This window comes from Allorhizobium pseudoryzae, from assembly GCF_011046245.1.
GTDB classification, from domain to species: Bacteria; Pseudomonadota; Alphaproteobacteria; order Rhizobiales; family Rhizobiaceae; genus Neorhizobium; species Neorhizobium pseudoryzae.
The window spans coordinates 926,008-938,795 of record NZ_CP049244.1; the positions used below are offsets into that span (position 1 = coordinate 926,008).

Genomic DNA, 12,788 nt, shown 5'->3' on the forward strand with positions numbered 1-12,788 from the left:
AAACCATGGCCCATATCTCGATTTCCCTTCCCGCGTTGCGCTCGTTCCGGTTGGAGTTCTGGCACATGCCAGGCCTGATGCGGCTCTTGACCAACCGGCGCATTCAATTGGCCCTGCTGATCCTTATCCCGATCCTGCTGCTGACGGTGCTTCGACCGCTGCTGCCGATCCCGGGGCCGCTGGAGACCAATCTGCGGGCGATGACCAAGCCGCCGTCGTTCGAGCATCTGTTCGGCACCGACCGCATGGGGCGCGACCTTCTCAGCCGGACACTCGCCGGGGTGCAGATCTCGATGTTCGTCGGCTTTGCGGTGGCGCTGCTGTCGCTCTCGGTCGGCCTCGTGATGGGAACGCTTGCGGGCTTTTTCGGTGGCGTCATCGACCGGCTGATGATGACGATCACCGATATCTTCCTGGCCTTTCCCTCGCTGCTCCTGGCGATCGGATTGGTCTCGGTGATGGGAACAGGAATGCTGCCCGTCGTCCTGGCCATATCGCTATCGGACGTGCCGCGGTTCATCCGCCTGCAGCGTTCGCTGGTGCTAGGGCTGCGCTCGCGGGCCTATATCGATGCCGCCCGCACCGTCCAGGCCTCGCAAATGTGGTTGATGACCCGGCACATCATCCCGAACACGCTCGCGCCGCTTCTGGTCGCAGCCTCGATTGCGGCGGCGAACGCCATTCTCGTGGAGGCGGGGTTGAGCTTCCTGGGTCTGGGCATCATGCCGCCCGCCCCCTCGCTCGGCAACCTGATCCGTGATGGCCAGACCTATCTCGAACAGGCCTGGTGGATTTCGACGCTGCCGGGCGCGGTCATCCTACTGATCGCCATCAGCCTGCATTTCCTGTCGGACGGTATCCGCCAGGTCCTCGATCCGCGGTCGCGCAAGTAACCAGTGCCATAGCACACGGGAGAAATCTCCATGAACGAAATGCGTCCTTTCCGCAATTCGCTGCTCGACGTGCGCGATCTGCACACGCACTTCCTCACCGATGCCGGCACCGTCAGGGCTGTCAACGGGGTGTCCTTCCAGATCGGGCAGGGCGAACGCGTGGCGATCGTCGGAGAATCGGGCTCCGGCAAGAGCGCCATGGCCATGTCGCTGCTGCGTCTGCTTGCCTATCCCGGCAAGGTCGTCTCCGGTGAAATCAGGCTCGATGGCCGCGATCTGAACAGCCTGACCGAACATCAGTTGAACGAGATCCGCGGCAAAGACATTGGGACAATTTTCCAGGACCCGATGTCGTCGCTTGACCCCGTGATGCGGATTTCGAAGCAGATGATCCCGCCGATCATGCGGCACCTTAGCGTGTCTCACGACGAGGCGAGGGCGCAGGCGATCAACTGGCTGGACAGGGTGGGCATTCCAGATGCCGGGCGCCGGATCGACGCCTATCCCTTCGAAATGTCCGGCGGCATGCGCCAGCGCGTCATGATTGCCATGGCGCTGTCCTGCCGGCCGCGGCTGATCATTGCCGACGAACCGACGACCGCACTCGACGTGACGATCCAGGCGCAGATCGTCGAACTGCTGAAGGAACTCACTGCCGAAACCGGCGCCGCCATGGTCTTCATTACCCACGATCTCGGCCTCGTGGCGCGGTTCGCCCACAAGGTGGGTGTGATGTATGCCGGCAAGCTGGTGGAATTCGGCGGCGTGCGGGAAATCTTTGCCCGGCCGCGGCATCCCTATACGCAGAGCCTTCTCGATACGATCCCGCCGGTCCATCAGCAGGAGCGCCGCCGGCTCGTGCAGATCCCCGGATTCCCGCCCGACATGAAACAGGTGGTGCAGGGCTGTGCCTTCAAGGAACGCTGTGCCGGTGCACACCGTCGTTGTTTCGAAACCGCCCCGGAGCTCGAAATGCGGGAGCCCGGCCATTCCGCCGCCTGCTGGCTGCCTGAGGGGCTGGGGAACGACCGGTTCGTGGAGCAGGACCTGATCCCCACCCTCGAGCCGTCGCAGGATCCGGCGGAGTCCCGCGTCGTGGTGGAGATCAACAACCTCCACAAGCACTTTTCTTCCCGCAGTTCCCTGCCCTGGCGCAAGCCGCCGGTGGTGCGTGCGGTCAACGGTGTCTCGTTGCGCATCAACAAGGGCGAGACGCTCGGCATCGTCGGTGAATCCGGTTGCGGCAAGAGTACGGTGGCGCGCCTCTTGCTGGGTCTCGACCCGGCGACCTCCGGCGACATCTTCATCGAAGGCATGGCGCAGATGGTGTTCCAGGACCCGGCCTCCTCCTTCAATCCGAAGATGACGCTGTTAAACATCATTCAGGAACCCTTGGTGGTGACGGGATGGGGCACCAAGGCGGAACGGTTGGAGCGCGTGCGGGAACTGCTGTCGCAGGTAGGGCTTGATGAGAGCTACCTGCACCGCTATCCAAGCCAGCTGTCCGGCGGCCAGCGCCAGCGCGTTGCCATCGCACGGGCGCTGGCGCTCAAACCTTCGGTGGTGGTCGCCGACGAGCCGACATCCGCCCTCGACGTCTCGGTACGTGCCCAGATCATCAACCTGCTGGTGGATCTCAAGCAGAAGCTGCGCGTGAGCTTCGTCTTCATCTCCCACGACCTGCTGACGGTGAGCTACATCTCCGACAAGATCGCCGTGATGTATCTGGGCGAGGTGGTGGAGTACGGGCTGGCGGACGAAGTCTTCCGAAATCCCGCGCATCCCTACACGCAGGCCCTGATCGCGGCCGTCCCCATCCCCGATCCGGAGGCCGAGGCGTCCCGCATGCAGAAACCGCTCTCGGGCGAACTGCCAAGCCCGCTCAACCTGCCCGCCGGCTGTTCCTTTGCCTCCCGCTGTCCGAAAGCAACCGATTACTGCCGCACCCACAAGATGGTGCTGAAGCCCTTTTCCAAAACTCGAGAAACGGCGTGCCATTATGCAATCTGACACATTTCGGCGCTTCGGCATCTTCGGTGGCGGGTTTTTCTTTGCCATCACGGGCATGGCCGCGCCGTTCTTCACGCTTTACGCATCTGAAATGGGAGCCTCCACCCTCGCCATCGGCTTCATCGTCACCTCGCGGGCCCTGCTGCCCATCATCATTGCCATGCCGACTGGCCAACTGATCGACAGCGTCGGGTCCGTGAAGATGCTGCTGATCGGGTCGGTGTTGTTGCTGATCTCGCTCCTGAACACGGTGTTTGCGACGAGCGTTCCCATGCTGGCCGTCTCGCAATTGTTCATGGGCGCCTGCATCATCATCATGGCGACGGCTCTTCAGGTTATGGTCTCGACTGGCAACAGGGAGACCCGCAACAAGGCGATCACCACCTATTCCATGTGGATGTCCGGCGGCAGCATGGTCGGACCGCTGATCGGCGGGCTGATCACCTATCTCTTCGATCATCCGGCGGACGGATACCGGTTCACCTTTGTGGTGGCGGCCGCGGCGACCGCCATCTTCATGCTGCTGCTCATCTGGCTCAGCCGCATCTATCCGCATCCGGTTCCGGCCCCCGGCGAGATCCGTTCAATCCTGTCTTTCCGTGGCGTCACCGCCAGTTACCGGCAGGGGATCGATCTTACCGTGCACAGACCGGTGCAGTTCGGTCTCGTCGGCACTTTCGTCATCATGTACATTCAGGCGCTCTACAGTGGCTTCCTGCCGGTCTATCTGGATCAGTTCGGCTACTCGGCCTTTCATATCGCGGCGATCCTTTCCTGGCAGGGCATGGCCGGCATGCTCAGCCGCTTCGTCATCAAGGCCCTGATGCGCCGCTTCTCGCTGGAGCGCATCCTCAGTGCCGCCGGTCTGCTTGCTGCGATCTGCGTGGTGCTGACCCCGCTTGCCGCTCCCAATGCCATCCTCACCTATCTGCTGATGTTCACGCTCGGCGCTTCGGCCGGCGTCAACCTGCCCGTCAGCATGATGATCATGGTGGATGCTGTCGGCGAAAATCAGCACGGCAAGCTGATGGGGCTGCGTCTCCTGGTCAACCGCTTCTCCCAGACCATCAGCCCCGCGCTCTTCGGCGTGCTTGGCAGCTTCGTTGGATTAACCGCCGCCTTCCTCGCGGGCGGTGCGGTGCTGGTTGCGACCATGTTCGGCTTTTCGGCCTATGCCAGCCACATGGTGCGCGCCAGCGCTGCGAATACAGCGAGTAACCCCAGCCAAAAGGACGACTGACATGACGGAACGCATATGGGACAAGTATCTCACCGAGCGCGACAAGGCGGTATTCGCAGCCTCCGGCTTCGGCGCCATGGCCGACTGGGGCAAAAGACCGGCCCTGATCATCATCGACGTGAACTATGCCTTCTGCGACGAGGAACCGAAGCCCATTCTGGAAAGCATCAAGAAATGGCGCACGTCTTGCGGCGAGGACGCCTGGGAAGCCATTCCGGTTCTTCAGAAACTGATCGGCGTGTGCCGCGCCAAGGGAATCCCGGTAATCTACACCACCGGCATCCGGCGCGCTGACAACTGGGACTCCGGTTCCTGGAGCTGGAAATCCAGCCGCCGCGGGGAAACCCCGGTGGCGGAGGTGAGCAATCGCGACGGAAACGACATCGTCGATGAGATCGCGCCCGGACCCAGCGATATCGTGGTGCGCAAGCAGAAGCCCTCCGGTTTCGCCGGCACGCCGCTGCAATCCTATCTGCAACTTCTGGGCTGTGACAGCCTGCTCGTCACCGGAACCACCACATCCGGCTGCGTGCGCGCCACCGTTCTCGACGCGTTTTCGCAGAATTTCCGGCTGACCGTCGTCGAGGATGGCTGCTTCGACCGAAGCCAGGCGAGCCACGCTATCAACCTGTGCGACATGCACGCGAAATACGCCAATGTGCGCCCGAGTGGCGAGGTCCTGGATTACCTTGCCACTCTGGACGACGGCATGTTCGAACTGCCGTCCGGCAACGGCATGGCAACCAGAATGGCTGCCGAATGACATCTGGCCTCGTCCGCCCGGCCGGGCGAGGCTCTCCCTCATTCACACCTCACAAGGAACACGCGGATGACCCCCGATCGCTTCGAGGACCACGCCTGGGCGGATATAGTTCCCGCCGACCTGATAGAACTTTATGCCCCTTATCAGCGCGAAACCTTCGTCGGACCACGTCCGGCACTCGTCCTGATCGATCTCTACAACCTCGCCTACCGGGGAGGTGCGGTGCCGCCCGCGAGCCTGTTGGACCAGTATCCGAGCAGCTGCGGCATCTATGCGCATCAAGCGATCGAGCCAACGAAACGGTTAATCGCGGCAGCGCGTGCGGCGGGCGTGCCGATCTTCTACTGTACCTCCGACCACCGTCCCATGGCCTCTCCGAAGGGCGTTGGGGCCACGCGGCGCAAAAAGCCTGCCGCCGCCGAGCGCTTGCCGGACGACTTTGAGATCTGGCAGGATTTCGCGCCCCAGGATGGCGATATCATCATCCGCAAGCAACGCGCCAGCATCTTTCAGGGAACACCGCTGGTCTCGCACCTGAATCTCTTAGGCGTACAGAGCCTCATCGTCTGCGGCGAAAGCACCAGCGGCTGCGTCCGGGCAAGCTGCGTCGATGGCTATTCGAACGGGCTGCATGTGAGCCTGGTCGAGGAATGCACCTATGACCGGCATGAACTGGTCCACAAGATGAACCTATTCGACCTGCACCACAAATATGCCGACGTGATGCATGTAGAAGAGGTGGTCGCGCACCTGACATCGCTTGAACCGACCCGGATGGCCGCCGAATAAGGTGCTGCGGACATGCGTACCACGCGAAGATCGATGTCCATTGCGAGCCCATCCCCATGACCTCACCTGATACGACGACGGACGTCGAATCGACGCCGTCTCCAGCCGTGCGCAACGGAACGTTCTCAGCGCTCGGCTACCGCAATTACCGCCTGTTCTGGTACGGCAACTCGATCTCCTTCGTCGGCGATTGGCTGGACCAGATTGCGCTCAACTGGCTGGTGATCTCGACCACCAACGACCCGGTGATGCTCGGCCTCGTCAATCTGTGCCGAGGGCTGCCGATCATGCTGTTTGCAATGTTCGGCGGCGTCGTGGCCGACCGGATCGACCGGCGGACGATGCTCATCTGGACGCAGGCGCTCGCCATGTGCGTCGCCATCGGCCTTGCCTGCGTCGTGGCCTTTTTCAATGCCTCGATCTGGCTCATCCTGGTGCTCGCGGTGTGCCGTGGCATGATCGTGTCGTTCAACCTGCCGGCCCGCCATTCGCTGGTCTATCAGCTGGTACCGCATGCTGCGATGGCAAGTGCGGTCTCGCTGAATTCCATCACGCTCAACCTCGCCAAGATCATCGGACCGCTCGCTTCGGCGGCACTGATCGCGAGCTTCGGCATCACGACCTGCTTCATCGCCAACGCACTCAGCTTCACGGTGGTGATGGCGATGTTGCTGATGCTCGATCTGCCGCCGCAGAAGGTGACGCGCAAGCAGGAAAGCTTCCTGGCGAGCCTTGCCGGCGGGTTTGCCTATATGGGCCGTGAACCTATCCTTCTGATGCTGGTTCTCGTGGCCCTGGTTCCGACCTTCTTCTGCCAGCCCTATATCCAGTTCCTTGCGGTTTTTGCCGCGCAGGTCTTTCATACTGGCGCCAGCGGCCTCGGCCTGATGACGGCACTCGCGGCGGCCGGATCGATCTGCGGCGGCCTGCTGGCAAGCCGCCTGCAACGGGATGCACGGCGCGGCTCGACCATGCTGATCTTCATGGCCGGCTTCGGCGCCTCGCTGATCCTGTTCTCGATGGCGCCGACGATGTATGTGGCGATCCCGGTGCTGTTTGCGGCGGGCGCGATGCACATTGCCTACAATTCGTCGAACAACACCATTCTGCAGCTGACGGTGGATGATGCCTATCGGGGCCGGGTCCTGTCATCGCTCTTCATGACGCGGGGTCTGATGCCGCTGGGCACGGCCACCATGGCGCTTTTGTCGACTGTGACAGGGCCGCGGCTTGCCATGGCGCTGATGGCCTTCGTCGTCGTGGCCTTTGCGGCTGTGCTGTGGGCGAGGATGCCGAAACTGCGCCAATTGCGGGTGTGAAGGATACCCCATTTGCGAAAGTGAGTGCTAACACATCACCAGATGGCCATCTGCAACGGTACGGTAGCTTCGCGTCGGCAGAACTGCCTCGATCGGGCGGATCGGGCTCATCAGCTCGTCGACAGCCATGTTGCGCCTCTGTCGGCGTCGCGATGGGTCGGGCACGGGAACGGCGGAGAGCAGCTTTTTCGTATAGTCGTGCTGCGGATTGCTGAAGACGGCAGCGCGCGGGCCGATCTCGACAATCTCGCCGAGATACATGACGGCCACCCGGTGACTGGCCCGCTCGACGACCGACATGTCGTGGCTGACGAACAGGAAGGCGAGATCGAGTTCTGCCTGCAGGTCCAGCATCAGGTTGATCACCTGCGCCTTGATCGATACATCCAGCGCCGAGACACTTTCATCGGCAACGATGACGCGGGGGCGAAGGGCAAGCGCGCGGGCAATGCAGATGCGCTGCCTCTGGCCGCCGGAAAACTCATGCGGAAAGCGTTTCGCCATGTCGGCGCTCAGCCCCACCTTGATCAGGAGATCGGCCACCACCTCCCGTGCATCCCGGGCGGATCCCATGCGGTGTTCCAGATAGGGTTCGGCAATCGCCTGGCCGATGGTCATGCGCGGGTTGAGCGCGGCGAACGGGTCCTGGAAGATCATCTGCACCGATTTGCGCATCTGGCGGATGTCGCGCTGCCCGAGTGTCAGCATGTCGCGGCCATCGACCATCACCGAGCCTGAATCGGGTTCGATCAGCCGCATGATGGCGCGGCCCGTGGTGGATTTGCCGCAACCGGATTCGCCGACCAGCGACAGGGTTTCGCCGGCCATCAGATCAAAGGAGACATTTTCCACGGCGTGCACGCGTCCGACCAGGCGGCCAAGCGCACCGGCATGAATATCAAAGCGTTTCGTCAGCCCCTTCACTTCAAGGACCGGACGTGTCGTATCGACGGTGTCCGAGACCTCCACAGCCTCGCCCGCCACGCCTGTCCCTGGATCGACAACGGGAAAGCGCAAAGGTCGGACGTGTCCCTGCATGGAGCCCAGCACCGGAACAGCGGCAAGCAGGGCACGCGTGTAAGGATGCTGGCCGCGATGGAAGATGTCAGCGGTCGCGCCGGTTTCCACCTGCTCGCCGCGATACATCACGACCGTGCGATCGGCGATCTCGGCCACCACTCCCATGTCATGGGTGATGAAGAGAACCGACATGCCGTCCTCCTCCTGCAGCTCCTTGATCAGGTCGAGTATCTGGCCCTGGATGGTGACGTCGAGCGCCGTCGTCGGCTCGTCGGCGATCAGCAGTTTCGGGCGCGAGGCAAGCGCCATGGCGATCATCACACGCTGGCGCATGCCGCCGGAGAACCGGTGCGGATATTCATCGAAGCGCGAGGCGGCGGAGGGAATGCGGACTTTTTCCAGAAGCCGGATGGTCTCTGCCCGCGCCTCGCTGAACGACATGCTGCCATGGCATAGCAGCGCCTCCGAAATCTGGTCGCCAATGGTGAAGAGCGGATTGAGCGATGTCATCGGCTCTTGGAAAATCATGGCGATTTCATTGCCGCGCACCTTCCGCATCTCCCGCTCCGGCAATGTCAGCAGGTCGCGACCGGCAAGCCGCACCCGGCCTTCGATACGGCTCATCGAAGGGTCGAGAAGTCGCATCACCGACAGGGAGGTGACGCTTTTGCCAGAACCGCTTTCGCCGACGATCGCAACCGTTTCGCCCGCGGCCACCTCGAAGGATACGGTCTTGACGACCGGACGCCAGGCGCCGTCCGTCATGAAGGACGTGGTCAGATCGTCCACCTTCAGGATGGGCATCTGTTCGCTTGCGGCCATTGTCGTGTCTTGCATCATCTCTCGTCCCCTGACGTCCTCGTCCGACTGGTGCGCGCGGTCCGCCTCAGTCCGGCCAGCGCAGCATGCCGTCAAAGCGGTGACGGCTGAGGTCCTCGATGGGTGTCGCGATGATGTCGTTCGAGGCCCTGGCCTTGTCCAGTTCCGCGGAAAGGCGCTCGGCCACCACCAATTCCTCGCCCGGATGCAGGTTGCAGGGGTCGAGGTAGAAGTAGTTGTGTTCCGCCTCGTGGTCGCGCACGATGATGGGAGGGCTGCCGGCGCGAAGTGCGGCTGCCAGATCCCAGGCCGTGATATGGGCCTCATGTGGATTGATGATCACCCGCAGGCGATCGAGCGGATTGTCGGTCGGGTCGGGTTCGATCAGCGCGGTTACACCGGGGCGGCCCATCAGTGTCTCGCTCCAGAGGGCGAGATAACCGGTTTCGCGCGCCCGCACGGCGTCGTGATCCCGCGTCTCCCAGGCTTCGAGCGCCGCCATCACGCCATAAATGCTTTCCTTGCCCACCTTCATGCCGCGGCCGATGCCCATGTTCTGCAGGAAGGCATTGCGCACCAGGTCCTTGCGGCCGGCAACGATGCCGGTTGTCGGGCCACCGAGAAACTTGTGGCCTGAATAAAGCGCCACGTCCGCACCGGCCGCCAGGAATTTCCGCAGGTCATATTCCGAGGCGGCATCGACGATCACCGGAATGCCTTGAGCATGGGCAATCTCGACGAATTCGGTGAGATGCAAAAGCCCGTAATCGACGACATGGTGGGAGACGACGTAGACGGCGGCCGCGGTGCGTTCGTTGATGGCGTTTTCCATGTGGTACCGGTGGGTCGAGGTGGCCTGGCCGATTATCACCACCTTGCCGCCTGCAAGCCGGATGGACTGATCGACGGGCGCGCCGTAGCTCACCACATGGCCCATCTGTACCAGGACCTCGTTCTTCTCCGGCGCGACATCGGGAAGACGCTCGATGGCAAGCAGGTCCGGTCCGGTAATGGCGCCGGCGACGGCAAGGCTGATGCCCGCAGAGCATGACGCCGTCACGAAGCCTGCCTCGCCCCCCGTCAATCGGGCGATGACCGCGCTTGCCTTGCGCTGCAGATCATTGACCTCAACGAAATGCGGCAGGATCTCCGCCATGGCTGCCACGGCCTCGGGAACCACGATGGAGGCGCCAAGGCTCGTCATCGTGCCGGATACGTTGATGACCGGCCGCAGGCCGAGCCGTGTGCGAAGATCGTTGGACATGGTCAAATTCTCCTGATCTGGCGGCATGCGGGTCGCTATCGACAGCTATGCCATAATAATATAATAGCTTCTCGAAATCCTCCGAGGAGCATCGTCGTGTCATCCCAAGCGTCCAGCCCTGTTTCTGTCTCCGATGCGGCTTTGCAGGAGGAGGGGGAAAAGACCACCCGCCGCAGCCGTGTCAGCGGTATCGACCGGGCGCTGCAGGTCATCGACCATCTTTATGAGACGGGCGCGCCGTCGGGCGCCTATGCCATCGCCAAGGCGATCGGCGCGCCGCTCTCGACGGTCTACGTGATCATCGAAGATCTGGTCGAAAAGCAGATGTTGACCCGCAGTGCCGACAACGCGATCTGGTTGGGCCCGAGGCTTTACCATTATGGCCTTGCCTATGCCCGGTCGCTGGATTTCATGAGTGTCGCGACCCATGAAATGCATGACCTGTGCCGGCAGGTTGGCGAGACCGTACAATTGTGCGGGCGCGACGGTGACCATATGCTGGTCTTGGCGATGGCCGATGGTCCGAGCCATTTCCAGTTCGCGTCCCGGGTTGGAACCCGCGTCCCGTTGAACTGGACGGCGTCCGGGCGACTGCTTGCCGGCCATCTTCCGCCGGAGGAGCGTCGCGAACTTTTTCGCCGCTGCGCCCGCATTTCGCCCACCGGTCGGGCGGAGGTGGATGCCGTCACGCTGTGCGACGCGGCCGGCAAGGCATTCGAACAGCGCCTTTCCGTCCAAGTTGCCGAATCCGATTACGCCGTCGCCTGCATCGCGGCCCCCATCGTCAACGACGCGGGCAGTTGCGTTGCCACCATCTCGATCGTGCTGCCCGAGCAGAAGGTGAAGGGCGAGGACAATCTCTACGCCGAGAGCGTCAAAGCTTCGGCGGCCAAGATCGAAAAGATGATGGGCTGGCGTAACCACTGACACGGCCTTCAATCCCTCAGCGCCACGATGGCCTCGATTTCCACGGTGATATTGCCGGGGAGCGAACCAAAACCGACCGCCGAGCGGGCATGCCGACCAGCGGCCCCGAACACATCGAGAAACAGGTCGGAGCAACCGTTGATGACTTTGGGGTGATCGAGGAAATCCGGCACGGCATTGACCATGCCGAGGAGTTTGACCACCTGCTTGACGCGGGAAAGATCCCCCAGCGCATCCTGCATCACGGCAATGAGGTTGATACCGACGAGGCGGGCATGGCGATAGGCTTCCTCGACGCTCACATCGCCACCAACCTTGCCGGCGTGCAGGTGACCGTTTTCGTCCAGCGGTCCCTGGCCGGAGAGGTAGAGCATTTTGCCTTCAACGACATGCGTGACGAAATTCGCAATCGGCGGCGGCGGCGGCGGCAGGCTGATGCCGAGCGAGGCGAGCCGGTCATAGGCCGTCTGCTGCGGATCAGGATCGGACATACGGGGATGGGTCAAAACAACTCCTTGATGCGAAATCGCGCGTTTACCGCCACGAATAACCATGGCTGTGGCGGACCAGCTTGCGGGCGCGCGGTATGTAGCGTGAGGCGGCGATGGCTTCGGCACCGATAACCGCGTAGCGCGGTTCGAACAGCCGCGTGAGGCGAGACACGTCGCCATTGCTGTCGGTGGCTTCGAGGTCGGCATCGACGAGATCGAAAATGGTGAAATCGGCACGGGCGCCGACGCTCAGACGGTCCTCCATCGACAGCTTGATGGCCGAAGCGGGCGCGAGCGTCACGGCCTCCACCACCTTCTCGAACGGCATGCCGACGCTGAGCAGCTTCGACATGGTGGTGGCCAGATCCCAGACCGGGAAGTTCATCGAGTGGCCATGCAGATCCGTCGAAATCGAAAACGGCAGGAGGCCGCGCGCGATCGCCGCTTCCGCCACCTTGAAGGAGAAGGAGGCGCCGCCATGGCCGATATCGAGGCGGATGCCTTCGGATGCGCAGCGTTCCGCCAGGTTGAACAGGTCCTCGTCCTCCATGATCGAGGAGCCCGCCTTGCCGTTGAAGCAGTGCGTGACGATGTCACCGGGGCCGAGGATTTCCAGCACCTCGTCGTAAAGGGCCGGCGGCTCGCCGACATGCACCATCATCGGGATCTTGAGGATCTTGGCGATCTTCTTGCCGAGCTTGACCGGTGTCACGCCCCACGAACCGGTGATCACGTGGCTGGCTCTCACCTTCAGGCCGACGATATGTTCGCTGTTGTCGGCATAGCATTCCAGGATGCGGTCGAGGTCGATATCCTTGATGTCGCGCAGTTCCGGTACACGGTTGCAGGCGACAAGCCCGATCGAGCCGAGGTTGAGGAAAGCCTTGATGCGTTCGCGCGAGGGTTCGATGATGTATTCGCGAAAGCCGTGGAAATTGGCTTCTCCCGCCGATCCTGCATCGACAAGCGTGGTGACGCCGCGTTCCGCCCCGCATTCGGAGGGGCGAATGGAAATGTCGGTTCCGCCGTGCCAGATGTGGACATGCAGATCGATCCAGCCCGGAGAGATGTAGGCGCCGGCGCCATCGATCACGGTGGCATCGGGCGGCTGAGGCAGGTCTTCTCCGATGGCGGCAATACGGCCATCGGAACCGATGAGGATGGCGGTTGTCTTTGCCGCGGCAGGGGTGGCAAACGCCATCGGCCTGATGTTCTTGAGGAGGAGAGGCTTGAGCACTGTGCTGTCGGCCATG

11 protein-coding genes are annotated in these 12,788 nt (G+C 62.4%); 7 read left to right on the forward strand and 4 right to left on the reverse strand.

The window, feature by feature from the left end; genetic code table 11:
- Nucleotides 1–5: 5 nt before the first annotated feature.
- From G6N78_RS23150 to G6N78_RS23175, 6 genes are all read left to right on the forward strand, one after another.
- The gene (locus G6N78_RS23150) at nucleotides 6–893 is read left to right on the forward strand and encodes an ABC transporter permease (RefSeq protein ID WP_165224488.1); all 888 of its coding nucleotides are present in this window, start codon (nucleotides 6–8) and stop codon (nucleotides 891–893) included.
- Nucleotides 894–923: 30 nt separating this feature from the next.
- Nucleotides 924–2,903, forward strand: a complete 1,980-nt coding sequence (locus G6N78_RS23155) for an ABC transporter ATP-binding protein (protein ID WP_165224490.1) — start codon at nucleotides 924–926, stop codon at nucleotides 2,901–2,903.
- Nucleotides 2,893–4,143, forward strand: a complete 1,251-nt coding sequence (locus G6N78_RS23160; protein WP_165224493.1) for an MFS transporter — start codon at nucleotides 2,893–2,895, stop codon at nucleotides 4,141–4,143. The genes G6N78_RS23155 and G6N78_RS23160 overlap by 11 nt, the downstream gene beginning before the upstream one ends.
- A 1-nt stretch (nucleotide 4,144) precedes the next feature.
- Nucleotides 4,145–4,906 (forward strand): cysteine hydrolase family protein, encoded by a 762-nt coding sequence (locus G6N78_RS23165; protein ID WP_165224496.1) that lies wholly within the window; start codon nucleotides 4,145–4,147, stop codon nucleotides 4,904–4,906.
- 66 nt (nucleotides 4,907–4,972) lie between these two features.
- Nucleotides 4,973–5,695 (forward strand): isochorismatase family protein, encoded by a 723-nt coding sequence (locus G6N78_RS23170; RefSeq protein ID WP_165224499.1) that lies wholly within the window; start codon nucleotides 4,973–4,975, stop codon nucleotides 5,693–5,695.
- A 56-nt stretch (nucleotides 5,696–5,751) separates the two neighbouring features.
- Nucleotides 5,752–7,014, forward strand: a complete 1,263-nt coding sequence (locus tag G6N78_RS23175) for an MFS transporter (RefSeq protein ID WP_165224502.1) — start codon at nucleotides 5,752–5,754, stop codon at nucleotides 7,012–7,014.
- A gap of 27 nt (nucleotides 7,015–7,041) precedes the next feature.
- Here the strand turns inward: G6N78_RS23175 and G6N78_RS23180 are convergent, their stop codons facing one another.
- Together G6N78_RS23180 and G6N78_RS23185 are read right to left on the reverse strand one after the other, a co-directional pair.
- Nucleotides 7,042–8,871 (reverse strand): ABC transporter ATP-binding protein, encoded by a 1,830-nt coding sequence (locus G6N78_RS23180; RefSeq protein ID WP_370691538.1) that lies wholly within the window; start codon nucleotides 8,869–8,871, stop codon nucleotides 7,042–7,044.
- A gap of 49 nt (nucleotides 8,872–8,920) precedes the next feature.
- A complete protein-coding gene (locus G6N78_RS23185) occupies nucleotides 8,921–10,117 on the reverse strand; it encodes an aminotransferase class V-fold PLP-dependent enzyme (RefSeq protein ID WP_165224508.1) in 1,197 nt (398 codons plus the stop codon).
- 96 nt (nucleotides 10,118–10,213) lie between these two features.
- Between G6N78_RS23185 and G6N78_RS23190 the strand changes: the two genes are divergently transcribed.
- Nucleotides 10,214–11,044: an IclR family transcriptional regulator gene (locus G6N78_RS23190; RefSeq protein WP_165224511.1), complete on the forward strand. Its 831-nt coding sequence runs from the start codon at nucleotides 10,214–10,216 to the stop codon at nucleotides 11,042–11,044.
- A gap of 8 nt (nucleotides 11,045–11,052) precedes the next feature.
- Here the strand turns inward: G6N78_RS23190 and G6N78_RS23195 are convergent, their stop codons facing one another.
- Nucleotides 11,053–11,535 carry a RidA family protein gene (locus G6N78_RS23195; RefSeq protein ID WP_165225435.1) on the reverse strand — a complete coding sequence of 161 codons (483 nt, stop codon included), beginning with the start codon at nucleotides 11,533–11,535 and terminating at the stop codon, nucleotides 11,053–11,055.
- Between the two features lie 43 nt (nucleotides 11,536–11,578).
- Nucleotides 11,579–12,787 carry an amidohydrolase/deacetylase family metallohydrolase gene (locus G6N78_RS23200; RefSeq protein ID WP_165224514.1) on the reverse strand — a complete coding sequence of 403 codons (1,209 nt, stop codon included), beginning with the start codon at nucleotides 12,785–12,787 and terminating at the stop codon, nucleotides 11,579–11,581.
- Nucleotide 12,788 lies beyond the last annotated feature (1 nt).